Here is a 24,123-nt window from a genome sequence, read left to right on the forward strand (position 1 = left end):
ATGATAAAGAAACAAGATTTAAGTAAGACAAAATACAAAGTAAAAAAAGGCGATACTGTTGAGGTAATAGCTGGAGAGCAAAGCGGAGAACGCGGAGAGGTATTGTCTGTAGATAGAACAAGAGGCAGAGTTTTAGTAAAAAACATCAATATGGTTAAAAAAACTATGCCTAAAAGCCAAGAGAATCAAAAAGGCGGAATAGTTGAGAAAGAAGCTTCAATACATATATCCAATGTAATGGTAGTAAACAAAGCTGGTAAAGCTACTAGAGTTGGAAGAAAAGAAGTAGACGGTAAACTAAAAAGATATGCCAAAAAATCAGGCGAAGTTCTTGATAAGTAAGTAGGAGAAAATAAATTATGTCAGTATTGAAAGATAGGTATGAAAACGAGATTAAACAGTCTCTTCTAAAAGATATGAATTTAAGCTCTACTATGGCTATCCCTAAAATCGAGAAAATAATAATCAATATGGGAGTAACTCAGGCTGTAACAGACAAAAAATATGTTGATTCTGCTGTAGAAGAACTAAGCCAGATAGCAGGACAGAGAGCTGTTGTAACAAGAGCTAAAAAGTCTATAGCTAACTTCAAATTAAGACAAGGTATGCCTATAGGCTGCAGAGTAACTTTAAGAGGCGAAAGAATGTATGACTTCTTAGAGAGATTAATATTCATAGCATTACCAAGAGTAAGAGACTTCCAAGGTATTCCTAGAAGAGGTTTCGATGGTAATGGTAATTACAACTTAGGAATAAAAGAACATACTATATTCCCAGAAATAAGTTTTGATAAAACAGATGCCGTAAAAGGCTTAAATATAACAATAGTAACTACTGCAGATAATGACGATATGGCACGCACTTTATTAGAAAGAGTTGGTTTGCCATTCCGTGCAGCACCTAAAAGTCAGGAGAATAAATAATGGCTAGATTGGCACTTAAAGTTAAAGCTACAAAAAAACAAAAATATAAAACAAGACAATATAATCGTTGCCCAATATGCGGCAGACCTCGTGCTTATATAAGACAGTACAAGATGTGCAGAATATGTTTTAGAGATTTAGCAAATAAAGGTTTGATACCGGGCGTAACTAAGTCTAGTTGGTAATTTAAGGAGAATATGAATGAGTGTACATGATCCAATAGCAGATGCTTTAACTATAATAAGAAATGGTTGTAGAGCAAAAAAAGAGGCTGTTACTATACCTTTTTCTACAAAAATGGAAAATATACTTGCAATTTTAAAGAAAGAAGGGTATATTAATGACTTCAAAAAAGTAGAAGTAAAAGATAAAAATTTCTTCCGCATAGAAATAGATTTGAAATATTATGAGGGAAGTTCAGTAATAGAAGGAATTCAAAGAGTATCAACTCCAGGTTTAAGAGTTTATACATCAGTAGACACTATACCTCAAGTAAAAAATGGTTTCGGTATATCTGTAATATCTACAAGTAAAGGTGTAATGACAGATAAAGAGGCTAGAAAAGAAAAAGTTGGCGGCGAAGTTTTATGCTACGTTTGGTAATAAATTATTAAGAGGGTATTAATAATGAGTAGATTGGCAAATAAACCTATATCGATTCCTCAAGGCGTTGAAGTTAAGATAGACGGACATAAAGTAATCGTAAAAGGTAAAAGAGGGGAGTTGACAAGAGAGTTTTTTGATTATATAATATTCGAACTCGAAAATAATTCTCTTTGGGTTAAACCTCCTAAGATTGAAAGTACTGACGAGAAAGCTATTAAAGAAAATAAAGCTAAGTACTCTGCACAATTAGGTTTAGTATGGAAGCTTATTTCTAATATGATAGAAGGCGTTACTAACGGATATAAAAAAGTTCTTCAATTAGAAGGTACAGGTTATCGTTCTAATGTTCAAGGAGATACTATAACATTGCAATTAGGTTTTTCTAGTGATGTTAAAATGAAAATACCAGCAGGTATTAAAGTAACAGTAGAAAAAGATACTAAAATCATTATTGAAGGCAATGATAAAGAACAAGTAGGCGAGCTTGCTATGAATATCAAAAAGAAAAGACCTGTTGAGCCTTATAAAGGTAAAGGTGTTAGATTTGACGGCGAGCATGTAAAATATAAAGAAAGTAAAAAAGCTGCTAAGTAAGGGGTTTTTTATGGGTTTAAGAGAAAAGATTAAAGCTCAACGCGAAAGAAGAAAAAGAAGTATACGTATAAAGATAGAAGGAAGCTCAGAGCGTCCAAGACTTACAGTTCATAAAAGTCTTAAATATGTATCTGCTCAAATAATAGATGATAGCAAAGGTATCACTTTAGCATCAGCATCTTCTCAAGAAAAAGATTTAAAAAGCGGTAAGAATGTGGATATAGCTAAAGAAATAGGTAAAGTTTTAGCTACTAGAGCAAAAGAGAAAAATATAAGTGAAGTTGTATTTGACAGAAACGGATATATATATCATGGAAAAATAAAATCCCTAGCTGACGGTGCTCGTGAAGCAGGATTGAAATTTTAAGGAGTATTACCTTGGCACACGATATAAATAACAACGAAGAAAAAAGTATGTATGAAGAGCGTCTAATAACTTTAAACAGAGTAGCTAAAGTTATGAAAGGCGGAAGACGTTTTAGATTTGCCGCTTTGATGGTTTTAGGCGATAAAAATGGTCATGTTGGTTTAGGTTACGGTAAAGCAAACGAAGTACCAGATGCTATAAGAAAAGCTATAGAACAAGCTAAGAAAAACATGATAGAAGTAAACTTAAAAGGTGAAACTATACCTCATAATACAGTTGGTGTATTTAGAAGCAGCAGAATAATTATGAAACCAGCTTCTAAAGGTACAGGAGTTATTTCTGGAGGTCCTGCTCGTGCTGTATTAGAATTAGCAGGAGTTAAAAATATTCTTTCTAAATCTTTAGGAAATAACAACTCTATGAACCTAGCTAAAGCTACTTTTGAAGGTTTAAAATCTTTGAAAACAGTTGAGTTTATGGCTAATAAAAGAGGTGTAAGTATAGATCAGATTTATGGGAGGGCAGAATAATGGCTAAAGTTGTAATAACATTAGTAAAATCTCCTATAGGCTATGAGAAATCTCAAAGAGCTACAGTTGTGGCTTTAGGTTTCAAAAAGGGCAAAAGAGTTGTAGAAAAAGAAGCAACTCCTCAAATAAACGGAATGATAAATAAAATATCACATCTTCTTAAAGTAGAGTATAAGTGAGGTTCTTAAAAATGGCACAAGAAAATACAAAAATATTAAGAGCTCCTAAGGGATCTAGTAAAAAACGTCATAGAGTAGGACGCGGACAAGGTTCTGGTTGGGGCTGTACTGCAGGCAGAGGTGATAAAGGTGCTCAGTCTCGTGCCGGTTACAGCAGAAGAGCTGGTTTTGAAGGCGGACAAATGCCTTTACACAGAAGAATTCCAAAAAGCGGATTCACTAATGCAGCTTTCAAAAAATGTGTTAATATTATAAATGTTGGTGATTTAGATTCTATAGGCGGTAATGAAATCACAAGAGAAACTTTACTTCAAATGGGTTTCTTATCATCTAAGAGAGATTATATTAAACTTCTTTCTATGGGTGAAGTAAAAAATGCTGTTACTATAACAGTTGATATGGCTAGCAAAAAAGCTATAGAAAAAATAGAGAAATCTGGCGGTAAAGTTGTAATACATGAACGTAAAAAATATATTAGAAAAAAAGAAGATAAAAAGTCTTAAGGTAGATTATAATGTTTAAATCGTTTGCTAATATATTTAGAGTACAAGAATTAAGAAGCAGAATCTTATTTACTGTTATTGCTATATTAGTTTATAGAATAGGAAGCCATATTCCAACACCTGGTATAGATCCTACAGCTCTTTTAGGTTTCTTGTCCTCATCTCAAGGCGGAGGAGGACTTTTAACTATAATGGATTTATTCTCAGGCGGTGCTTTATTTAGATTTTCTATATTAGCACTTGGTATTATGCCTTATATTTCTGCTTCAATCATAATGCAGCTTCTTGGCGTAGTTATTCCTGCTTTGGAAAGAATGCAAAAAGAAGGTGAGAGCGGTCGTAAAAAGATAAATCAGTATGTTAGATATCTAACTCTTGTTCTTTGTATAGTACAATCTGCAGCTATGGCTAGCTGGATTCAGAGTATAAATGAAGGTGCTATGATATTTATGAATCCTGGTATAGGATTCATACTTCTAGTAGTTGTAACAGCTACTGCTGGTACCATGTTCTTGATGTGGCTAGGTGACCAGATTACAGAACGCGGCCTTGGTAACGGTATATCTGTTATAATTTTTGCCGGAATTGTTGCTCGTATTCCTGCTGGTGTGTATGATGTTATACAAAAGAGAGAAAGTGAATATTTGAATTCTTTAGTAATAGTTCTTTTCTTTATAATTTTCGCAATAGTAATATTCTGTGTAGTTTATGAAGAAAGCGGACAAAGAAGAATTCCTGTTCAGTATGCTAAAAGAGTTGTAGGCAGAAAAGTATTCGGAGCTCAATCAACTCATATACCTTTCAAAATCAACCCATCCGGTGTAATTCCTATAATATTTGCTTCAGCTTTAATGGCAATCCCTGCTCAAATAGCTAGCTTGACTAGAGGAGTTCAATGGAGATGGCTTGATGCATTGCTTAGATTCTTCTCTTATGGAAGTTGGGCATACATAATTCTTTATTGTTTATTAGTTATAATGTTTGCCTATGTTTATACATCAGTACAATTCAACCCTGATGATATAGCAGAGAATCTTAAGAAATCTGGCGGTTTTATACCTGGTTATAGACCTGGTACTCAAACTGCAGAATATTTGAAAACTGTATTAAGCAGAATCACTATAGGCGGTTCAATATTCTTAGCAGCAATAGCAGTATTTCCAGATTTAATGTCTAAGATTCCTATATTTGCTCCTTTCAGAGGTACAAATAATTCGCTTGTTTATTTGATGGGTGGAACATCAGTAATGATTAGTGTAAGTGTTGCTGTTGAGTTATTAAAACAAATAGAGTCTTATTTGCAAATGCATAACTATGACGGCATATTAAAGAAATCTAAGGTGAGAAGGTAATAATATGGCTGAGAGAGAAACTATAGAAGTAGAGGGTACTGTAGTAGAGCCTCTTCCAAATGCTACTTTTAGAGTAGAGTTAGAAAATGGTCATAAAATATTGGCTCATATATCAGGTAAAATGCGTATGAATTTTATCCGCATACTTCCTGGAGATAAAGTAACTATAGAAATGTCTCCCTATGATTTAACAAAGGGTAGAATAATTTATCGTTATAAGTAATAAATTAAATGGAGATTAGTTACAATGAAAGTAAAAAGTTCTATAAAAAAACGTTGTAATGACTGCCAAATAGTGAAGAGAAAAGGCGTCGTTAGAGTTATATGTAAGAAAAACCCAAGACATAAACAAAAACAGAAGTAATTAATTTAAGGAGATAATTAATATGGCACGCTTAATGGGTGTTGAAATAAGAAATAATAAAAGAATAGAAATAGCCCTTACTGATATATATGGTATAGGACGTACTCTTGCTCATGTTATTTGTGATAAAGCTAATATAGATTACTCTATTAAAGCTAAAGATTTAACAGATGCACAAATTACTGCTTTAAGAGATGCTATAGAAGCCACTACTAAAGTAGAAGGTGATTTACGTACAGAGCTTTATAATAATATAAAACGTTTGAAAGATATTCACTCATACCGCGGAATGCGTCATATTAAGAGGCTTCCTGTACATGGTCAGCGCACTCGCACAAACTCTCGTAATGCTAGAGGCGGCGGTGCAAGAAAAGCTATTGCTGGTAAGAAAAAAGCACCAGGTAAAAAATAATTAATGGGGGAGAATAGTGGCTACTCAAAAAGGTAAAAAAACTCTAAAAGATAAAAAAATTAAAAAAGATAGAAAAGTTGAAGCTTTTGGTATAGTACATATAAAGGCTAGCTTTAATAATACAATAGTTACTATAACTGATAGAAATGGCGACACTTTATCATGGGCTAGTGCAGGTTTAGACGGAGATTACAAAAGTAGTAAAAAATCTACACCTTTCGCAGCACAGGTTGCTAGTGAAAAAGCATCTAAAAAAGCTTATGAAATGGGTGTAAGAGAAGTGGAAGTTTATGTAAAAGGTCCTGGAATGGGAAGAGAAAGCTCTATAAGAGCAGTTGAAGCTTCAGGTCTTAAAGTTAAACTTATCAAGGACGTAACTCCAATGCCTCATAATGGCTGCCGTCCTAGAAAAAGAAGAAGAATATAATAGTTAATTAAGAATTGTATTGAAATAGGAGATAAATAATTATGGCAAGATATAGAGATGCTAGTTGCAGATTATGTCGCCGCGAAAAAATGAAACTTATGTTGAAAGGCGATAGATGTCTTACTGCTAAATGTGCTATAACAAAAAAGAGAGATGTACCAGGTCCTGCTAACAGAAAAATGAAACAGTTATCAGAATATGGTATTCAGATGAGAGAAAAACAGAAAGTTAAACGTATTTACGGCGTTTTAGAAAAACAGTTTAGAAATTATTATCATGAGGCTATTCGTGTAGCTGGTGTATCCGGTGAAAACTTACTTAGATTATTAGAGCTTCGTTTGGATAATGTTGTTTACAGACTTGGACTTGCTAAAAGCAGAAATCAAGCTAGACAATTTGTAGCTCATGGTTTTATATCAGTTAATGGTAAAAGAATGACAATTCCTTCTTATTGCGTTAAAGTAGGTGATAAAGTTTCTTTCACTGAAAGAGGTAATGCAGTAGCTGAAGTAAAAACTATAGTGGAAGGTTTAAAAAGTGAGTATGTTCCTGCATGGTTAAGTTTAGATCTTTCTAATAAGACAGGTGAAATTGTAACTTTACCTATAAGAGAGCATATAGAGTATCCTATTAATGAACAGCTCATCATTGAGTATTATTCTAAGTAATGGAACTCTTTTATAAGGGGTATTTTAAGAATGGCATTAAAAGAAATATTAGAATCTATTAGACATCCTCATAGAGTTACTTTTGAAAAGAAGGATTTGACTCCTACTTATGGTAAATTTATAGCTCAGCCTTTCGAGAGAGGATATGCGGTAACAGTTGGTAATGCTTTAAGAAGAGTACTATTATCTTCTATACCTGGTTATGCTATTACTACTATCAAAATAGATGGTGTTAGCAATGAATTTGAAAATGTTCCTGGAATGAAAGAGGACACAATTGTTATGATTATGCATCTTAAAAATGTTGTAGTTTCTCTTCCTAGTCATATGGATACTAAAACTATTCATATGAAAAAAGAAGGTCCATGTGTTATCACTGCTGGTGATTTGGTTGCTGATGATACTGAAGCTCAAGTGCATAATCCTGATTACTATATAGCTACAATCGCTGAGGGATATACTTTTGAGATGGATATTCAAATTGAAGGCGGATACAGTTATGTGCCTGCTGAAATGAATATTGAATTATTAGAAGATATTAATGCTATAGCTATAGATGCTATTTATTCTCCTATTGTAAGCGTAAAATATAATGTTGATCCTATAAGAGTTGGTCAGCGTATAGATTATGGTAAACTTACTCTTGAGATAGAAACTAAGGGTAATATAGCTCCTGATAAGGCTTTGTCCCAAGCTGCTAAAATTTTAAGAGATAATTTAAAGCATTTTATGGATCCTGAAGAGGCTAATGGAGATGATGAAAAAATAGAGGAAACTCCTAAAGATTCTGTGCTTGATTCTCTTAAAGGCAAACATATTGAAGAGGTAGAATTCTCTGTTAGAACTGCTAATTTCTTAATGGCTTCTGATTTGAAAACTTTAGATAAGGTTGCAGTAAAAACTGATGCTGATTTACTAAGATTAATCGGTGCTAATGAAATGATTATCGAAGAAATTAAAGAAAAGCTAGCTGAGTATAATGCTCATCTTGGTATGAGAGGATAAGAGAATAATATAAAAGTTAATAAACTTTCAAGGATAGTAAAATGAGACATAGAGTTACAGTAAAAAAATTTAATAGAACAAGTGCACATAAAAAAGCTATGCTTTCTAATATGCTTACTTCTCTTTTAAAATATGAGAAAATAGAAACTACTAAAGAAAAGGGTAGAGCTATTAAGCAATTAGCTGATAAAATAATATATAGAGCTAAAGTTGATAATGTTCATAATAGAAGAACTGTAGCAAAGTATGTTAAAGATAGAACAGTACTTGCTAAACTTTTTAAAGATATAGCTCCTAGATATGCTGGTAAAAACGGCGGTTATGTAAGAAAAATTTTATCATATAAGAGATTCGGTGACGCTGCTGATATGTGTGTTGTTATGCTTTGCGAATCTGATAGCAGTTCTGCTAAAACTGAAAATAAATAATAAAAAACTAAAAATAAATTAAATCAAGTTTATAAATCTAATATAAGCAAATTAAGATAAATATTATCGTGTAGTTATAGCGAGTATTCGCTATAACTTGTCATGATTATTATTTGTCGGAGGAATTATTATGCCTTTTCCAACTAAAAAACGTGTGAAAGTATCTAATGAAAATGAGGAAATTGAAGTATCACCTGCACAGCCAAAGAAAGTTGTTAGAAAAAAGGTTGTAAAACAGGTTATTGCAGAAACTAATGAAGAAAATACAAATAATTCAGAAATTGTACAGGAAAAAGATGAATTTGATAAAGAAGTAGAAAATAATGATGAAGTAAAAGAAATAAAAAGACCTCATGATATACTTTATATTAGCAAATTAAGTGTTTTAACTTTTGAGGAATTATTAGAATTTGCTGAGTCTTATGGTATAAAGAAAGACACTAGTAATAATATAAGACGTCAGGAACTTATGCATGCTATATTAAAGGCTCAGATTGCTTTAGAAGGAAAAATAGTTGCTGAAGGTACTTTAGAAACTTTGCAAGACGGTTTTGGTTTCTTGCGTTCAAAAAATAGTAATTATTTGGTTGGACCTGATGATATATATATTTCTCCAGCTCAAATAAGACTTTTTGGACTTAGAACCGGGGATCTTATAACAGGAGAGGTTAGACCTCCTAAAGATAATGCCGGAGAAAAATTCTTTGCACTTCTTAGAATAGAAACTGTTAATGGTGAAGAACCTAATAATCTTTATAAAAGACCTCATTTTGATAAATTAACTCCTATTTTCCCTAATGAGCGTATAGATTTGGAGTTCGCTCCTAATAAAATTTCTACTCGTATCATTAATTTAGTTTCTCCTATAGGTAAAGGTCAAAGAGGTTTAATAGTAGCGCCTCCTAAAGCTGGTAAAACTATGATGCTTCAGGAAATTGCTAATGCTATATGTAAAAATTATCCTGATATTAAACTTTTCATTCTTCTTATAGATGAGCGTCCTGAAGAAGTTACTGATATGAAAAGACAAGTACCTGAAGCGGAAGTTATAGCTTCTACTTTTGATGAAACTCCTGATAAACATTGTCAGGTTTCTGAAATGGTATTAGAAAAAGCTAAAAGATTAGTAGAAAATAAACATGATGTTGTTATCATATTAGACTCTATTACAAGACTTTCAAGAGCATACAACTTAGTAGTTCCTGCAAGCGGTAAAGTATTAACCGGTGGTGTTGATTCAAATGCTTTACATAAACCAAAAAGATTCTTCGGTGCTGCTCGTAATATAGAAGAGGGAGGTTCTCTTACTATAATTGCTTCTGCTTTGGTTGATACAGGCAGTAAAATGGATGACTACATTTATGAAGAATTCAAAGGTACTGGTAATATGGAGCTTCATTTAGACAGAAAACTTGCTAATAGAAGACTTTTCCCTGCTATTGATATTGATTCTTCTTCTACTAGAAGAGAGGATTTACTTCTTACTGAAGAAGAGAAAAATAAAATGTGGGCATTAAGAAAGTATATGCAGTCTCAAGGTATAGATGAAGATCAATTAATAGAGACTGTTGTTGATAAAATGAATTCTACTAAAGATAATGCTGAGTTCTTAAAATTATTAAATTCATAATATTTTTAGGATTTTATCAATATGTCAAAAAACTCTGAAGAAGAAGAAAGAAGACTATTTGAATTCTATTTAGAGCATGGATATCTTCCTGATGAGTTTAATAATAAAAAAGAAAATATAAAAAAAGAATTTAAAAAAGATAAAATTCAAAAAGAAAATAATTCTAATAAAGAGAATAAAACTGATTCAAAAGAAGAATTAGCTTATACTAAAGAAGATGAAGAAATGTTTTTAAGTGCAATTGAAAATCTCGATTGCACTAATCATTCTAAGAAGTCTATATATGATAGAAGAGTCAATACTAAATTCAAGCCTAATATAAAAAATGCTGTTCCAAAAGAGAGACTTGATTTACATGGACTTACAAGTGAAAGAGCATTAATAGAGATTAAACATTTTATTTATGAATGCAAAAAAAATAAAATAAGTCCTATATTAATAATACATGGTAAAGGTTTTGGAAGCGAAAATAGAATACCTGTATTAAAAAATCTAGTTGAATATTATTTAGCAACGGAAGGAAAAAATTATATAAAATTTTCTTCTGATGCTCCTATAAATCTTGGAGGAAGCGGCGCTAAAATAATTTATTTAGATATATAATATTTTTCCTTTTTGAATCATTTTGAATCCCACCCTATATGTTTTTTGTTTAATTTATAATATTTAATTAATTTTTCTTTTTAATTTATTTAAAAATTATAACTGCCCACCCAAAATTTAATTATATTTTTTATATTATCACCGCACGTAGAGCAAAGTTATGGATATAGATGTATTAATAATTACAAATTAATTATATATCAAAGTTTAGTTAATCGTGCGTTAAATATATTTTTAAATTAAAAAATAACTTGGGCGGGTTTTTTAATTTCTAATTAAGTAATAAAAAATAATTTAAGTTATAATTTTAAAATAAAATGCAAGAATAAAAAAAAAGGGCGGGGTATGTAAGTGAATTTTAAAACTTTAATATTTATTATATACAATGAGAGAGAATTGTTTTTTGATAGGAAGTATTAATTTTGAATGAGTTTTATGATTTTCATCATATATCTGTAAATGATTATGCGGTTCTAAAGTTTGATTAAATAATCTTAAATCGCATAAAGCAAGTCCGAATCCTGCACTTTCTGTATTGTCCAATTGCTCCATAAAAAATTTTTCTACTAAATTATTTTTATAATACTCTTTAAAAGTTAATCTCTTTGAATCTATTCTTGTTCTGCTAATCATTGTTAGAGGAGCATCATTTATTATTTCAAATTCTATATTGTTTTTATTAAGTCTTACTACTAATGTTATAGTAAGTTTATTATTGCATAATAATAATTTTGAATATTTATTTTCATCAATTTCAATATTATTATCAATATCTTTTATGAGTTTATTTTCTAATTTTATGAATTCTTTTAATTGTTTTATAGTTTCTTCATCTTTTAATATATTAGAATATTCACTCATTATATCATAATCATTAAAATATTCCTCATTTTTTATTTTTTCTATATAATCAGGAAATTTTTCTATCAAAGTATTAATTGTAATAGTATGAAGATATCTAGCCTTTATAGCATTAGAGATAAGTTCCATTATAATATAATGAGCATCATTATTATATTTACTTATATTATATTTTTTTAATATTTCTTCTAGAATAAAATTTATTCTTTGCTTAGAAGAATTATCAAGCCAGGTAATATGAAATTGAATAGGTTCTTTTTTATGATTTTTTATATATTTTTTTATTTCTTCTATATTAGTTTTGGAATCTATCATGAGTTTATAATCTCTTTTGCTATACGATCTAGCACATTTTTTTCACCTAGAGTTTCTCTTACTCTAAGCAAATTATTACTAACTTTCTTATAATATTCTTTATCAGTCAAATATTTTATAATATGACTTGTAATAGCATTTGGATTGCAGTCATTTTGTAAAAGTTCAGGTGCTGCTTCCTCATTAAGAAGTACATTAGGCATACCGACATATTTTATATTTGTGAATATTTTACCAAGGAAAAAAGTTATGAATGATATTTTATAGCATATAACCATAGGCTTACCATAACATGCAGCTAAAAGACTAGCAGTACCGCTAGACATTATTAAGGCATCAGAATAAGAATATACATAATCTTTATCATCACCGCATAATAGAGAATATGAAACATTTTCTAATAAATTTTTATGATCATTTAGAATTTTTTCTATAGGTTCTTTATATTCAGGATATGCTATAGGTATTACAAATCTTATATTTGAAGAAAGCATATCATTAAGTATTTTCATAGATTTTATAAAAACAGGAGCTAATTTTTTTATTTCCTGATTTCTGCTTCCAAATAAAACTCCTACAGTATATTCTTTTTTAGGCATATTCAATTCAGGTATATTTTTATTGTAATCTAAATCAGCGAATGGATGTCCGCTATACATTACATTGCATCCGTACTTTTTATATACTTCATAATCAAATAGAAAAGGAGTAATTATTTTTTTTGCTGAAAGCAGTCTTTTAGCATTCCAAGCTCCCCATATACCCACATGCGGAGGAAAATAATACATATATGGTATATTATTAGCCTTACAGTATTTAGCTAATAGAAGATTTACACCTTGATTATCTACAAGAAGCATAATATCAACTTTATTATTTTTTAAATACTCTTTTAATCTATTAAAAGCACCAAGGTTTTTAAAAGCAACTTTAGGATTAGCACCTTCAAATATTCCTATAGTTGATAAAGTTGACATATCAGATAATATATTTACATTAGCCTTTTGCATTTCAACGCCGCCGAAACCATCTAATATGATATCAGGATTCAGCTCTTTTATTTTTTTTGCTAATAAGGCACCTTGAATGTCGCCAGATACTTCGCCTGTAGCTATAAATATTCTCATAATTTATTTATTTTATACCGTTTTTCTAGGAGTTATTCCTCTTCTAGCTTTGGATATAAACTCTACAACATCTCTAGCTATAGGATTTAATGAATTATCATTTAAATATCTATCTAAAAATTCTTGTTTTGTTTTATTCCAATTATACCACATATCATAAGCTTCTTCAGCCTGAGATATTTGTTCAGATGTAAATCCTGCTCTTCTCATACCGACTAAATTTAGTTTATAAACTATAGCTTCTCCTGCATGAGCTGTTAGAGCAAATGGAAGTATATCTCTTCCTACAGCTGACATACCGCTTATCATAGCATATTGACCTATAGCACAAAATTGATGCACTACACAGTTTCCTGATATAAAAGCACCTTTTTCTACTCTTACATGTCCTGCTACTAAAGCACCATTACATATTATAACATTATCATGTATTTCGCAGTCATGAGCCACATGTCCTGTAGCCATTATATAACAGTTATTTTTTATAATAGTTTTAGCATTTTCTTTAGATGCTCTATGAAGATTAGCAAATTCTCTAATCTCATTTCCATCGCCTATTTCTAAAAAACTTACTGTTTTTCTATCGAAATGTATATCTTGAGGAAGATTTCCTAAAACAGCATGATCATGTATTATATTATTTTTACCTATTGTTGTATATTCCTTAATTACAGAATGTGCTCCTATAGTAGTGTTTTCACCTATACTAACTTCACCTTCTATAATAGCATAAGGACCAATTTCTGCATTATCTGCAATTTTAGCAGAATCAGAAATTATAGCAGTTGGATGTATATTACTTGGCATTTTATTTCCTATTTTTATTATTTTTCAATTTTCATTGCTTCTTTATCTACTAAAAATAAACCTAAATCACCTGAGCAAGCTAATTTATCATTAACTTTTACTTCTCCATGAGTTTTAAGTAAGTTATTGCTGAAAGCTTCAACAGTAACAAACATATCCATAACATCTCCTGGTATTACAGGATTTTTGAATTTAACATTATCTATTTTAGCAAAGAACATAAATTTTTTACCATATTCATCAGGCTTTAAAATTTTTGTATAGCAGTATATACCAGAAGTTTGAGCCAATGCTTCTATCATTAAAACACCAGGCATAATAGGACTTTGCGGGAAATGTCCTGTAAACTGAGGTTCATTAAAAGTTACATTTTTTACAGCATGTATTTTTCCTTCTTCGATACTTTCTACTTTATCTACAAGCAGAAAAGGGTATCTATGAGGCAATAATTCCATTATTTTATTTATATTAATTTTTTCCATTCTAATGAATCCTTAAAAAAGTATATTACATAATTTACAAGTATACCATATAATAGTAAAGTTACAAGCATAAAAATAAGTTTAAAATGTTCGAAATTGATAGCTTTTTACGTGATTAATAAAAAATATTACTAAAATATTGTATATTTTATAGTTTTTTATTGATATAGCTATGTAAATTATGAAAAATATTTATTGGTTTTATATGTAAAAAACAAAAGTAATATAATATTAAAAATAAAGCATGTAATTTTTTAGAAAATTATTTGACTTATTAAAAAATGTTTATATAATATAGATATATCATATCTGCGTATTTAGTCTCGCAGTTTGTTTATTATTTTTTTGATTATGTTTTTAGGCTTTTGCTTTAAAAACATGTTTTTGGAATTAAATATAATTATTTAATTCTGGTTATTTTTTAATTTTTTTAATAAAAAAATAATAATCTAAACTTTAAGGAGGCTAAGTATATCTAATAAAAAATCTTGATTATCTTTTTTAATACTTTTAAAATTTATTATTGTTTATATATATTTAAAATATATACATAGATATTTTACATTATTAGTATAATATTTTTATTAAAAATTAATTTTTTATAGTTTTTTTTAATAATTTATTAATATAATACTTGATATATTTTGTAAATATGCTATTATTATAATTGTAAGATAAAAATATTTAGCTGTTGCTAAAGTTTTTAAGAATATCATTTTTATATGATTGTGTTTCTATTTGAATCTAATAGAAACAGTGTTTGTAATTAAGTTCTCTTAATTATGGTTTTACAGATATTTTTAATAAACTTAAAGGAGCTAAATATGCCTATTAACTTTTTTTCTAACAAAAGTAATCTTAATACTGTTCACTATATAGTGAGTAATCTATTAACTTATGATGATAGTATTTCTCATATAATTAGAGTGAATAAGAATATCAAGAAGTATCATTTTAAAAAATCAAAAAAGAAAATTAATTACCGTTCTGAAAAATTTGGTAATCATATTAAGCTGATTTCTTAATCTATATAAATTATTAAGACACTGACTAAAAAATATAATTTATAAAAATCAATTAAGAATAGGAGTTTAATATGTTTGCAAATATCATTAGTATTTTGATACCTATTATTACAGTAAAAATAATTACTGAAATTATGAAAAAGCGTTAATGTAAAAATAGGAGGGTGCTATCAAATAAGCAGTTAATATCTTTTAGTTATTTAGGTACTGTATTTTAGAATTTTTTAAAATACATATTAGTTTAAGAAATATATTAAAGGAGTATATATGTACAATCAAGATAATAATCATCACGGAAAAAATAATCACCATATAGGTGGAAATCATAAAAATAGAAAAAATAATAAAAACAGGAAGAATAATATAAAAAATAATAATGCGTTTAAAAATGAATATATCAAAGTTGAAAATTTTGATCTAAACACTAATTTAAAAGATGGTATTATAGAAGATAGTGCTGTTCATAAAGATATTTCTAGTAATATGGCTGATTCCATTGGCTTAGGAAGAAGTGTTAAATATCATAATCATCGTAATAATTTAAGTAAAGATGTGAATGATTATCCTGAGGCTTTAAAGAAAGTTTCAGATTCAAGAAAAAATATGAATCCAAAACAACGTATAGGATATATAGATGAAGTTAATTTAACTGAATCATATAATATCAATGCAGCTGAACAATGCAGAGAATATGAAACACATGCAAGATTAACTAAACCAGGAGATCCTGAAGCAGATATTATAGTTAGGGATGGTAATACAGAGACAAAATATCAAGTAAAAGATAATGAAAATCCGGAAGTTGGGGTAGAAGAAATTTCTAAAATAAGATATTCAGGTAAAGACGGCTCAAATAAAAAGATAGTTCCTCAAGAAAATCTTGATAAAGTAAAAGAAATAGCTTCTAAAAAACAAAATACTGATACAAAAGATTATAAACATACAGCAGAAAATACATACGACAGGTTATCAAGTAAAGATGGTAAAGTTAATAGTGAAAGATTAAATAGAAATGAAAGTGAAGAGATTACAAGAAGATTAGAAAATGGAGAAAGGGTAGAAGTAAAAAATAAAGAAGCAAAATTTAGATCTCAGTATTTGAATCAGCTTCCTAAAGCTATGATATGCGGAGGATTATTGTCAGGTGCAAGCGAAGCCATAAGTAAATTTGCCCAATTCATATCAGATGGTGGCAATTGGACTGAAGAGGAGTTTATTGAGGCAGGATATAAAATTCTTACTTCTGGTATTGAAGGCGGAGCAAAAAGCGGATTAGCTGTAACTTTTACTTATCTAGGAAATGAAATAGGTTCATCTTTACTTAAAAGTCCTTATGTCGGCGGAACTTTGGCTATGATGACAATAGATACATTAAAAAGTATGTACAGATTTATTATAGGTGAAATAGACAGTGTTGAGTTAATGGGAGAAGTGTATCAGAATTTTATTTATACAACATCAGCTTCATTAGGTGGATGGGGAGGAAGTACATTAGCTGGAGTTATAGTTTCTAATATGTCTATAAGCGGAGCTTCTGCAGCTGCTGCAGGTGCTTGGGCAAGTATAGTTGGATCTGTTTTAGGAGGATTAGCAGTTGGAATTACAGTATCTTATATTGTATCAAAAGATAGTCAGGCAGGATTAGAAATAGCAAAAAGAGATATAGAGACTGCTTATCAGAATTTTGATAAAGACCGTAATTTATATTCTTTAGTAGATGGAGTAGGTACTCAAAGAGAGTGGGAGTTTAAATTTACAGATTTAATTCCTGGCATAGGCATTTTTGCTCAGATATCAGAATATTCAGCACGTAAATCTGAATTGGATAGAATATCAAATATGCTGGATGGAGAGTATAAAAACATAGATGAAAGAAAAAGAAAAGTATTGGAAAATATACATCAGAAGTATTATGAATTAAAAGAGAATATAGAAGAAACATTCTACAGCAGTATAACTACTATGACTGATGATGATAAAATAAATTTAACAAATCAGTTAATGGATTATTTAAATCAAAAGAGAACTATATATGCATTAAAAGAGAAAAAATATTTTTCTGAAATACAAAAAATAGATGATAGAAATAAAAAATTAGCAGCAGATATACAGAAAGATGAGTTGTTTTTCAATGAAATAGAAAATCTTACTAATATGATTAATGATTCTGATATAGAAAATAAAGAAATGATAATAGATGCTATAGCTTATTTAGTATCTGATGAGTGGCTTAAAAATTTTAAAAGCAATGATGATGATCTTTACAATTTATTGATGGAATACGGATTGTTATAAGGAGTATCATTTATGTTATTAAAGTTCTTTGTTAATAAACTTTGCAGTTATAGTTTAGATAGAAAAAAAGAAAAAGTTAAAAGAAAGATAGATGATCTGAATGCATATATACAACTTTCATCAAAAGAAATTGATAGTACCCAAACAAAATTGAATTCTAAATTATATGAAATAACAGATTTTCTTAATGGAATTGTATATGAGGCAAAAATTACTTTCAAACCAATAGTTCAAAGTGAATTACATGAGGTATCTGATATAATAAAGAAATCTTATGATTTGCTGTTTGTTATAATTGGTTATAATGCCAAAATGAAAATATTTTACTGTAAGAAAAATTATTATATGACAGAAATAAATTTTCTTAAAAAAAGAAAAGGAGAATGTTTTAAAATTATAAAAACATTATCTCTTTCAAAGAAAAAAGATGAAAGGTTAAAATGGTTTAATGAAGCTAATAATACTAATATTAAAACTATAGATGAACTTAGAAGTTTAAGAGAGAGTCATGATAATATTGATTTGTTAATTGATTTATGCGAAAGAGATTTGAAAAACTATAGAGTAATTAAAAAACTTAGAGAATATATAAAAACCGCAGATAAAAAGATTGATAATTTTTATAAAAGAATTGAAAATATTGATATTGAAATAAAGAAATTTAGAGAAAAAGTTTTTCAATATTTAGAAGATTATAATAAATTGTATAGCGATTTTTTAGATATTCTTAATAGAGAATATAATATAGAAGATATATTTCCTAGTTATCTAAATTTATTAGATAGAAAAAATGCAGCAGAAAACATTAAATCATTATTATTAACAGAGGCTAAAAATATTACATATGAAATAAAATCAATTAAAGGAAGTCCTCAATATTATAATAATAAGAATACACTTATTAGTCAGAGGAATAATGCTTGGGATAATTTCAATTCAAGTAATGAGCAATTTCTTAAGTTAAATGAAAAGGTAGAGTATTATAATAAAACTTTTGATAAGCTTTTAAAATCTAGAAGAAAAAGTATATTAGATTTATATCATACCTGCTCTAAAAAAATAGTGAGATGTAAAAAAGGAGGATATTTAATTATTCTCAATAAAGATAATAGAGATTCAAATATATTTATATCAGATTACAGCAATAATAAAGAAGCAATAAACTAAGATAATTAAAATATAAAGGAGATGTTATGGAATATAAAATAAAAGTAAAAAAGAAGTATTTAACAGGCATTAATAGGATAATAATATTTTCTATTATGAATGGTATTAATAATCCAAGAGATTTATTTTGTAATGCTCTTAATATATTCTATAAAGATACAGTTATTAAATATATATTGAAGCTTATGAATGTTCATTTAATTTGTATAAGAGAGGGTGAAAATGGAAAAGGCTTCTATTTAAACAAAGATTTTGACGGAGAATATTGCAATATTAAGTTGGAAAATAATATAGATTTGAACTGCACTGAAATAGAATACATCAAAAATATATTTAGAAATAATTTATCGGATAAAAATATATTGAGAGCACTAGATTTTAAAGATGCAGCAAATAAATTATTAGGAGTACAATAATGAAATTTTTTGAATATTTGAATGAATGGGAAAAATATTTATCTAAATTGTTAGAAAAATATGAGGATAAAAAAGAAGATGGAGATTATACTAAATATTTAAGACAGTTAAAATCAATAGAAAATGTTCGTTCTGGTATTTTTATGTCGGTGAATTTGTTTAATACAATAAAAAATAACTATGATAATACTTTAAATAATATACAGAATAATAAAAAAGTTAGGAATATTTATCCTATTCAGGAAATATATAAAAATAATAATCAAGTATTTAATATCATAGAAAAAGCTGTTAATAGCAGAGAATTATTCTGTTTAATGGGCCCTCCTGGTACAGGTAAAACAACAGCTATTGTGGAAATTATTTTGCAGACTATTAAGAAAAATCCAATAGCAAAAATAGCGATATGTTCTGAAACTCATGTCGCTGTAGATAATGCTATAGAAAGACTTAACTTTGAAATAGAGAATAGAAATATTCATTGTTCTATTATGAGATATGAAGAGTTTAAAAATGAATATGATAATGAAAATTTAAATATACGCTATAAAGATTATATAGATTCTTGGAAAAAAAAATTAGAAAGTGCATATGACGAAAGTTTTAGAAATAAATTATTTAATGAATTTGAAGAGCATATTATAAATAATAAGAAATATCATAAATATATATGTGAAAATTCTAATATTATAGGTATAACTTGTAATCAGATGGCTAGATTTAAATTAGATGAATTAGACGATCCTTATGATTTAATAATTATAGATGAGGTATCAAAAAATACATTGCCTGAGATTTTAATACCTGCTTTATTTGCTAAAAAATTAATATTGGTAGGCGATCCTAATCAGCTTCCTCCTGTATTTTGTAAAGATGAAATAGAGACTATGAGTGAAATAGATACAAATTTACAAAATGAGCTTATTGATAATTCATTAGTTGATAAATTATTTAGAAATGTTGACAAAGATACAATGTTTGGAATGCTTGATACTCAGTATAGAATGGAAGCTAAAATAGGCGATATTGTAAGTAAATGTTTCTATAATGGAGAATTAAAAAACGGCACAGAATATAGCGATGATAAAAGTATATATTGGCTTGATTATGATACAAATAAAAGATTTCCTTATAATTACGGCGGAGAACTATATAATCCTATAGAAGTTGAGTTAATAAATGATAGTATTGAAAATTTGAATATTGATTCAGATACATCTATTGCTATTATAACACCATATAAGAAACAAAAAAGGGAATTAAAAAATGTTATTAATAATAATGAAAAATTAAAATCTTTAAATATAGAAATAGATACAATAGATGCTTTTCAGGGTAAGGAAGCCGATATAGTTTATTTTAGTGTTGTTAGAAATACAGGTTCTACAAGATTTTTTTCTAATATAAAAAGGCTTAATGTGGCAATATCAAGAACAAAAAAAAGATTATATATGGTTGGAATGTCTAAGTATTGTAATAAAGTAGATATATTAAAAAATATTTATTCATCTTCAAAAGTGTTAATATAGATTATATAGTCAATCTAACTATTATATTTATTTTGATAGTTAGATTGACTATAATATAAAGTATTAAACATTAGCCATTTTAAAAATATTATAAACATCTTCCTTATTTAAAGCTCTGAAATGTTTAAACTCTAATTTTCCGTCTTTTATGCATCTTCTTGTTAAATCCTGTAAAACTTCTTCGCTTTGTATTCCAACTCCTAATTCTGTAAAGTTGGTAGGCATATTTATTTGTTTGAAATATTCTATAGTTTTTTCTATTCCTTTAAGTCCTGTATCATCATCTATATTCCAAACATTTTTTGAGTATTGAATGAATCTTTCTTTTTTATCTTTTAAACAATATTTAGCCCAAGGCCCCCACATTACAGAAAGACTTGCTCCATGTGCACAATCGAATTTCGCACTTAATTCATGTCCGAATTTATGAACTATAAAATCAAAAGTAAGTCCTAGTCCTGTTAAAGTATTATGAGATAAACTTCCGCACCACATTAGTTCGCTCATAGCATCATAATTATTTTTATCTTTCATAGCTATTAATCCGTTTTTAAAAATGGTTCTTAAAACAGCTTCAGCAATTGCATCTGTAGTTTGATTATTATCGCCGTTTATAGAATTTTCACTGTCGCCGAAATATCTGTCAAATGTATGCATAAGCATGTCAACTATTCCGCATGCTACTTGATAATAAGGCAATGTAAATGTTAGGCATGGATTCATTATAGCGAATTTAGGTCGGTTAAATTCGGTAGGAAGTCCTCTTTTATCAAGAGTTTCTTCATTAGTAAGTACGGCAGAATTGCTTGTTTCACTTCCTGCTGCCGATATTGTGAGTATGCATCCTATAGGAAGACTTTTTTCTAAGGTTTTTTCTCTTGTCCAAAAATCCCATATATCAGTATCCGGATTAGCTACCCCATGTGCTATAGCTTTTGCAGTGTCAATTGCACTTCCTCCGCCTATTCCAAGTATGAAATCTGATTTAAAATCTATAGCTTTTTTTACTCCTTCTCTAGCATAAGATAGGGTAGGGTTAGCTCTTACTCCTCCGAATAGTTCATATTCTATATTTTCATTTTTTATTATATTTTCTATCTTTTCTAATAATCCGCTTTCTTTTACGCTTTTTGTACCATAAACTATAAATACTCTTTTACCTCCGAAGTTTTTTATTTCTTTTGCTGTATTTTCTTCAGCATTTTTTCCAAATATTACTTTTGTTGGATTATTATATATAAAACTTTGCATATTCTTTTCCTTTATATTATAATATTTTTACTAAAACAGCATTATAATGATTTTATTATTATAATACAATATAAAAAAATATTTATAATTTTAAGTAAAATTTTTTAGATATAAATTTTTTATTGTACTTGATATTTATTTATTATCTAATATACTTATAAGTATTACTTATTTTGAGATTGGAGTATAAAGGTGAAACATATTAGATTTTTGATTATACTATTGACTTTTAGTTATTCTGTATTTGCATTAACTGCTAATGAAACCAATTTATTTAATGCAATTAATGAGCAAAATTCAGATAATGTATTAAATATATTAAATAATTCTACAGATATAGATATAAATGTATTAGATACTGAAGGATATACTCCTTTACATAGAGCAATTTATAATAAAGATTTGAATACAGTTAATGTCCTTTTGGAAAATGAAAATATAGATGTTAATTCTAAATTAGATATGAAAGTAAGTATAGACGGCTGGTATTTAGGCGGTGCAACACCATTAATATTAGCTTCTTATATTGGAGATACTAATATCGTTTCAGTTTTACTTGAGAATAATGCAGATATTAAAGCTAAAGATGATGTTGACGGCAGTATGGCTATACATATGGCTTCTGCTAACGGAAATAATGATGTTGTAATTATGCTTCTTGATAAAGATCCTACTACTATAAATGATGTAGATAATAGAGGAAATACTCCATTACATTGGGCTGCTATGAAAGATAAGCCTGAAACTGTTAAATTATTAATGGAAAATGGAGCAGATATAGAATCTAAAGATGCAGACGGATGGACACCTTTACATTATGCTGCTGCTTTCTCTTCTCTTCAAACAGTACAGACTCTCGTTGATTTAGGTGCTGATAAAATGAGCAAAACTAAAGACGGAAATGAGCCTATATATTATGCTAGAGGTGATGATGTTAAAAATTATTTATCAGGTAATGATAATATAGCAAGAGAAGGTACTCCTGAAGATACTTTGGAAGGAAATGAAACTGTTGTAGCTGATAATAATACAGCAGATGAAAATAATGATGCAGAAAAAACAGCCTCAGAAGAAACAACTGCAGAAAAGACAGTTACTATTACAGATGTTGAGGTGATTGATGATAATACTCAGGATATGTCTGATGAAGAAATTGTTAATACTGATTTAGATGTAAAACAGCTTGAGCTTTTAGTGGCAGTAAAAAATAATGATATAATAGCCTTAAATACTTTAATAAAAGAAGGCGTTAATCCTAATTTTGTAGATGAAAATGGATATACTCCTTTACATTTAGCAGTTATAAATAATAATTTAGATACAGTAGAGGCTTTGCTTAAATATAAAGATATAAATAAAGAAGCAAAACTTCCTTATAAAGCTACTTTAAATAATTGGTACTTAGGCGGTGCTACTCCTTTAATAGTTGCTGCTTATGTAGGTAATGCTGATATAGTTTATACTTTAATAGAGGCAGGCTGTGATATAAGATCTAGAGATGACATAGATGGTGCTATGCCTATACATGTAGCTGCAGCTAATGGAAATGATGATGCTGTTATATTACTTTTAGAAAAAGATAAAACATTAGTAAATGAAGCTGATAAAAATGGAAATGATACTCCATTACATTGGGCTGCTATGAAAGATAAGCCTTCTACAATTAATGTGCTTTTGAAGTATGGTGCTGATACAAAAATACAAAACTCTGACGGAAATACAGCTTTACATTATGCAGCAATGTATGCTTCTTCTGATGTTATAAAAAATATAGTTAATGCTGATAAATCAAGTGTTAATACAGCAAATAATGAAAATATGTATCCTATACATTATGCTGCTTTAGAAAATAATGTTGATGCTTTAGTGGCATTAGTTCAGGACGGAAAAGCTGATGTTAATATAAAAGATTCTAATAATGATACAGCTTTACATTATGCTGCTGCTTATGGTAATATGGACAGTGTTATGTCATTAGTAGAAAAATGCTCTGCTGATAAAACATTAAAAGACGATGATGGATATACAGCTGCTGATTTAGCTCTTGATAATGGTTATGATAATATAGCTAATTATTTAAGAGGTGCTGCTTATATACCTGATAATAATCAAGATAATAGAAGCGGACAGGAATTAATACTTCCTGAATACAATAAAAAACCAAATTTGGATAAAAAATGGTGGTAATTTAATTTTATTATAATTGTGATTAAAAGGCTTGGAATTTTTATTAATTTCAAGCCTTTGTTTTTTATTT

Annotated in this window: 30 protein-coding genes; 25 read left to right on the plus strand and 5 right to left on the minus strand. The window is 28.6% G+C overall.

The genetic code is table 11. The annotated features are described in order from the left end of the window. The 19 genes from rplX (at position 1) to BHYOB78_RS01785 (ending at position 10,591) form a co-directional block, all read left to right on the plus strand. Positions 1-342, plus strand: coding sequence for a 50S ribosomal protein L24 (gene rplX, locus BHYOB78_RS01695; protein ID WP_008723393.1), 342 nt, complete (start codon positions 1-3; stop codon positions 340-342). Positions 343-359: 17 nt separating this feature from the next. Beyond that, a complete protein-coding gene (rplE, locus tag BHYOB78_RS01700) occupies positions 360-923 on the plus strand; it encodes a 50S ribosomal protein L5 (RefSeq protein ID WP_012671628.1) in 564 nt (187 codons plus the stop codon). After that, positions 923-1,108: a type Z 30S ribosomal protein S14 gene (locus BHYOB78_RS01705; protein ID WP_008723403.1), complete on the plus strand. Its 186-nt coding sequence runs from the start codon at positions 923-925 to the stop codon at positions 1,106-1,108. The genes rplE and BHYOB78_RS01705 overlap by 1 nt, the downstream gene beginning before the upstream one ends. A 16-nt stretch (positions 1,109-1,124) precedes the next feature. Beyond that, complete coding sequence (rpsH, locus tag BHYOB78_RS01710; RefSeq protein ID WP_012671629.1) at positions 1,125-1,526, plus strand: 30S ribosomal protein S8; 402 nt, start codon at positions 1,125-1,127, stop codon at positions 1,524-1,526. A 24-nt stretch (positions 1,527-1,550) separates the two neighbouring features. Then, positions 1,551-2,123, plus strand: a complete 573-nt coding sequence (gene rplF / locus BHYOB78_RS01715; RefSeq protein ID WP_020064461.1) for a 50S ribosomal protein L6 — start codon at positions 1,551-1,553, stop codon at positions 2,121-2,123. Between the two features lie 10 nt (positions 2,124-2,133). Then, the gene (gene rplR, locus BHYOB78_RS01720; RefSeq protein ID WP_012671631.1) at positions 2,134-2,490 is read left to right on the plus strand and encodes a 50S ribosomal protein L18; all 357 of its coding nucleotides are present in this window, start codon (positions 2,134-2,136) and stop codon (positions 2,488-2,490) included. Positions 2,491-2,501: 11 nt separating this feature from the next. Further along, positions 2,502-3,020 carry a 30S ribosomal protein S5 gene (rpsE, locus tag BHYOB78_RS01725; protein WP_020064462.1) on the plus strand — a complete coding sequence of 173 codons (519 nt, stop codon included), beginning with the start codon at positions 2,502-2,504 and terminating at the stop codon, positions 3,018-3,020. Next, positions 3,020-3,199: a 50S ribosomal protein L30 gene (gene rpmD / locus BHYOB78_RS01730; protein WP_012671633.1), complete on the plus strand. Its 180-nt coding sequence runs from the start codon at positions 3,020-3,022 to the stop codon at positions 3,197-3,199. The genes rpsE and rpmD overlap by 1 nt, the downstream gene beginning before the upstream one ends. 11 nt (positions 3,200-3,210) lie before the next feature. Then, complete coding sequence (rplO, locus tag BHYOB78_RS01735) at positions 3,211-3,702, plus strand: 50S ribosomal protein L15 (protein WP_012671634.1); 492 nt, start codon at positions 3,211-3,213, stop codon at positions 3,700-3,702. Positions 3,703-3,713: 11 nt separating this feature from the next. After that, positions 3,714-5,054 carry a preprotein translocase subunit SecY gene (secY, locus tag BHYOB78_RS01740; protein WP_012671635.1) on the plus strand — a complete coding sequence of 447 codons (1,341 nt, stop codon included), beginning with the start codon at positions 3,714-3,716 and terminating at the stop codon, positions 5,052-5,054. A 4-nt stretch (positions 5,055-5,058) separates the two neighbouring features. Continuing rightward, entirely contained in the window at positions 5,059-5,277 is a 219-nt protein-coding gene (infA, locus tag BHYOB78_RS01745; RefSeq protein ID WP_012671636.1) for a translation initiation factor IF-1, read from the plus strand. 24 nt (positions 5,278-5,301) lie between these two features. Next, the gene (gene rpmJ / locus BHYOB78_RS01750; protein WP_008723415.1) at positions 5,302-5,418 is read left to right on the plus strand and encodes a 50S ribosomal protein L36; all 117 of its coding nucleotides are present in this window, start codon (positions 5,302-5,304) and stop codon (positions 5,416-5,418) included. Between the two features lie 22 nt (positions 5,419-5,440). Further along, positions 5,441-5,830, plus strand: coding sequence for a 30S ribosomal protein S13 (rpsM, locus tag BHYOB78_RS01755; RefSeq protein WP_008723417.1), 390 nt, complete (start codon positions 5,441-5,443; stop codon positions 5,828-5,830). A 16-nt stretch (positions 5,831-5,846) separates the two neighbouring features. Beyond that, positions 5,847-6,257, plus strand: a complete 411-nt coding sequence (gene rpsK / locus BHYOB78_RS01760) for a 30S ribosomal protein S11 (protein WP_008723418.1) — start codon at positions 5,847-5,849, stop codon at positions 6,255-6,257. A 41-nt stretch (positions 6,258-6,298) separates the two neighbouring features. Beyond that, positions 6,299-6,925, plus strand: a complete 627-nt coding sequence (gene rpsD / locus BHYOB78_RS01765) for a 30S ribosomal protein S4 (protein WP_020064463.1) — start codon at positions 6,299-6,301, stop codon at positions 6,923-6,925. A 30-nt stretch (positions 6,926-6,955) separates the two neighbouring features. Beyond that, positions 6,956-7,930 (plus strand): DNA-directed RNA polymerase subunit alpha, encoded by a 975-nt coding sequence (locus tag BHYOB78_RS01770; RefSeq protein WP_012671639.1) that lies wholly within the window; start codon positions 6,956-6,958, stop codon positions 7,928-7,930. Positions 7,931-7,971: 41 nt separating this feature from the next. Then, positions 7,972-8,358: a 50S ribosomal protein L17 gene (rplQ, locus tag BHYOB78_RS01775; RefSeq protein WP_012671640.1), complete on the plus strand. Its 387-nt coding sequence runs from the start codon at positions 7,972-7,974 to the stop codon at positions 8,356-8,358. Between the two features lie 130 nt (positions 8,359-8,488). Then, positions 8,489-9,988, plus strand: a complete 1,500-nt coding sequence (rho, locus tag BHYOB78_RS01780) for a transcription termination factor Rho (protein WP_012671641.1) — start codon at positions 8,489-8,491, stop codon at positions 9,986-9,988. A 21-nt stretch (positions 9,989-10,009) separates the two neighbouring features. Continuing rightward, positions 10,010-10,591: a Smr/MutS family protein gene (locus BHYOB78_RS01785; protein ID WP_020064464.1), complete on the plus strand. Its 582-nt coding sequence runs from the start codon at positions 10,010-10,012 to the stop codon at positions 10,589-10,591. A 366-nt stretch (positions 10,592-10,957) separates the two neighbouring features. Here the strand turns inward: BHYOB78_RS01785 and BHYOB78_RS01790 are convergent, their stop codons facing one another. The 4 genes from BHYOB78_RS01790 to fabZ are packed head-to-tail and all read right to left on the minus strand — an operon-like array spanning position 10,958 to position 14,183. After that, positions 10,958-11,767: a hypothetical protein gene (locus BHYOB78_RS01790; protein ID WP_020064465.1), complete on the minus strand. Its 810-nt coding sequence runs from the start codon at positions 11,765-11,767 to the stop codon at positions 10,958-10,960. Then, the gene (lpxB, locus tag BHYOB78_RS01795) at positions 11,764-12,894 is read right to left on the minus strand and encodes a lipid-A-disaccharide synthase (protein WP_020064466.1); all 1,131 of its coding nucleotides are present in this window, start codon (positions 12,892-12,894) and stop codon (positions 11,764-11,766) included. Before lpxB ends, BHYOB78_RS01790 begins: the two co-directional genes overlap by 4 nt. 12 nt (positions 12,895-12,906) lie before the next feature. Beyond that, positions 12,907-13,701 (minus strand): acyl-ACP--UDP-N-acetylglucosamine O-acyltransferase, encoded by a 795-nt coding sequence (lpxA, locus tag BHYOB78_RS01800; protein WP_012671645.1) that lies wholly within the window; start codon positions 13,699-13,701, stop codon positions 12,907-12,909. A 17-nt stretch (positions 13,702-13,718) separates the two neighbouring features. Beyond that, positions 13,719-14,183 carry a 3-hydroxyacyl-ACP dehydratase FabZ gene (fabZ, locus tag BHYOB78_RS01805; protein WP_012671646.1) on the minus strand — a complete coding sequence of 155 codons (465 nt, stop codon included), beginning with the start codon at positions 14,181-14,183 and terminating at the stop codon, positions 13,719-13,721. An 824-nt stretch (positions 14,184-15,007) separates the two neighbouring features. Between fabZ and BHYOB78_RS01810 the strand changes: the two genes are divergently transcribed. From BHYOB78_RS01810 to BHYOB78_RS01830, 5 genes are all read left to right on the plus strand, one after another. Continuing rightward, positions 15,008-15,208, plus strand: a complete 201-nt coding sequence (locus BHYOB78_RS01810; protein ID WP_020064467.1) for a hypothetical protein — start codon at positions 15,008-15,010, stop codon at positions 15,206-15,208. A gap of 267 nt (positions 15,209-15,475) precedes the next feature. Continuing rightward, complete coding sequence (locus tag BHYOB78_RS01815; RefSeq protein ID WP_020064468.1) at positions 15,476-17,503, plus strand: hypothetical protein; 2,028 nt, start codon at positions 15,476-15,478, stop codon at positions 17,501-17,503. Positions 17,504-17,515: 12 nt separating this feature from the next. Continuing rightward, positions 17,516-18,670: a hypothetical protein gene (locus BHYOB78_RS01820; protein ID WP_020064469.1), complete on the plus strand. Its 1,155-nt coding sequence runs from the start codon at positions 17,516-17,518 to the stop codon at positions 18,668-18,670. A 26-nt stretch (positions 18,671-18,696) separates the two neighbouring features. Beyond that, on the plus strand, positions 18,697-19,086 hold the full coding sequence (locus BHYOB78_RS01825) for a hypothetical protein (RefSeq protein WP_012671650.1): 390 nt from the start codon (positions 18,697-18,699) through the stop codon (positions 19,084-19,086). Beyond that, positions 19,086-20,615 (plus strand): AAA domain-containing protein, encoded by a 1,530-nt coding sequence (locus BHYOB78_RS01830; RefSeq protein ID WP_020064470.1) that lies wholly within the window; start codon positions 19,086-19,088, stop codon positions 20,613-20,615. Before BHYOB78_RS01825 ends, BHYOB78_RS01830 begins: the two co-directional genes overlap by 1 nt. Positions 20,616-20,678: 63 nt before the next feature. On the opposite strand, the gene BHYOB78_RS01835 is transcribed toward BHYOB78_RS01830, so the two are convergent. Beyond that, the gene (locus tag BHYOB78_RS01835) at positions 20,679-21,866 is read right to left on the minus strand and encodes an iron-containing alcohol dehydrogenase (RefSeq protein WP_012671652.1); all 1,188 of its coding nucleotides are present in this window, start codon (positions 21,864-21,866) and stop codon (positions 20,679-20,681) included. Positions 21,867-22,058: 192 nt separating this feature from the next. On the opposite strand from BHYOB78_RS01835, the gene BHYOB78_RS01840 reads away from it, so the two are divergent. Then, positions 22,059-24,053 carry an ankyrin repeat domain-containing protein gene (locus BHYOB78_RS01840; RefSeq protein ID WP_020064471.1) on the plus strand — a complete coding sequence of 665 codons (1,995 nt, stop codon included), beginning with the start codon at positions 22,059-22,061 and terminating at the stop codon, positions 24,051-24,053. Positions 24,054-24,123: the final 70 nt, after the last annotated feature.

Source organism: Brachyspira hyodysenteriae ATCC 27164, from assembly GCF_001676785.2.
In the GTDB taxonomy this organism is placed as follows: Bacteria; Spirochaetota; Brachyspiria; order Brachyspirales; family Brachyspiraceae; genus Brachyspira; species Brachyspira hyodysenteriae.

Coding starts and splice junctions, on each gene's coding strand:
- BHYOB78_RS01835 (WP_012671652.1), bottom strand. CDS start 21,866: ATGCAAAGTTTTATATATAATAATCCAACAAAAGTAATATTTGGAAAA.
- rpsH (WP_012671629.1), top strand. CDS start 1,125: ATGAGTGTACATGATCCAATAGCAGATGCTTTAACTATAATAAGAAAT.
- rplE (WP_012671628.1), top strand. CDS start 360: ATGTCAGTATTGAAAGATAGGTATGAAAACGAGATTAAACAGTCTCTT.
- rplR (WP_012671631.1), top strand. CDS start 2,134: ATGGGTTTAAGAGAAAAGATTAAAGCTCAACGCGAAAGAAGAAAAAGA.
- BHYOB78_RS01810 (WP_020064467.1), top strand. CDS start 15,008: ATGCCTATTAACTTTTTTTCTAACAAAAGTAATCTTAATACTGTTCAC.
- BHYOB78_RS01825 (WP_012671650.1), top strand. CDS start 18,697: ATGGAATATAAAATAAAAGTAAAAAAGAAGTATTTAACAGGCATTAAT.
- fabZ (WP_012671646.1), bottom strand. CDS start 14,183: ATGGAAAAAATTAATATAAATAAAATAATGGAATTATTGCCTCATAGA.
- rpmJ (WP_008723415.1), top strand. CDS start 5,302: ATGAAAGTAAAAAGTTCTATAAAAAAACGTTGTAATGACTGCCAAATA.
- rpsM (WP_008723417.1), top strand. CDS start 5,441: ATGGCACGCTTAATGGGTGTTGAAATAAGAAATAATAAAAGAATAGAA.
- secY (WP_012671635.1), top strand. CDS start 3,714: ATGTTTAAATCGTTTGCTAATATATTTAGAGTACAAGAATTAAGAAGC.
- rplF (WP_020064461.1), top strand. CDS start 1,551: ATGAGTAGATTGGCAAATAAACCTATATCGATTCCTCAAGGCGTTGAA.
- rho (WP_012671641.1), top strand. CDS start 8,489: ATGCCTTTTCCAACTAAAAAACGTGTGAAAGTATCTAATGAAAATGAG.
- rplQ (WP_012671640.1), top strand. CDS start 7,972: ATGAGACATAGAGTTACAGTAAAAAAATTTAATAGAACAAGTGCACAT.
- rpmD (WP_012671633.1), top strand. CDS start 3,020: ATGGCTAAAGTTGTAATAACATTAGTAAAATCTCCTATAGGCTATGAG.
- rplO (WP_012671634.1), top strand. CDS start 3,211: ATGGCACAAGAAAATACAAAAATATTAAGAGCTCCTAAGGGATCTAGT.
- lpxB (WP_020064466.1), bottom strand. CDS start 12,894: ATGAGAATATTTATAGCTACAGGCGAAGTATCTGGCGACATTCAAGGT.
- rpsD (WP_020064463.1), top strand. CDS start 6,299: ATGGCAAGATATAGAGATGCTAGTTGCAGATTATGTCGCCGCGAAAAA.
- BHYOB78_RS01820 (WP_020064469.1), top strand. CDS start 17,516: ATGTTATTAAAGTTCTTTGTTAATAAACTTTGCAGTTATAGTTTAGAT.
- BHYOB78_RS01830 (WP_020064470.1), top strand. CDS start 19,086: ATGAAATTTTTTGAATATTTGAATGAATGGGAAAAATATTTATCTAAA.
- BHYOB78_RS01815 (WP_020064468.1), top strand. CDS start 15,476: ATGTACAATCAAGATAATAATCATCACGGAAAAAATAATCACCATATA.
- BHYOB78_RS01790 (WP_020064465.1), bottom strand. CDS start 11,767: ATGATAGATTCCAAAACTAATATAGAAGAAATAAAAAAATATATAAAA.
- lpxA (WP_012671645.1), bottom strand. CDS start 13,701: ATGCCAAGTAATATACATCCAACTGCTATAATTTCTGATTCTGCTAAA.
- BHYOB78_RS01705 (WP_008723403.1), top strand. CDS start 923: ATGGCTAGATTGGCACTTAAAGTTAAAGCTACAAAAAAACAAAAATAT.
- BHYOB78_RS01785 (WP_020064464.1), top strand. CDS start 10,010: ATGTCAAAAAACTCTGAAGAAGAAGAAAGAAGACTATTTGAATTCTAT.
- rplX (WP_008723393.1), top strand. CDS start 1: ATGATAAAGAAACAAGATTTAAGTAAGACAAAATACAAAGTAAAAAAA.
- infA (WP_012671636.1), top strand. CDS start 5,059: ATGGCTGAGAGAGAAACTATAGAAGTAGAGGGTACTGTAGTAGAGCCT.
- BHYOB78_RS01770 (WP_012671639.1), top strand. CDS start 6,956: ATGGCATTAAAAGAAATATTAGAATCTATTAGACATCCTCATAGAGTT.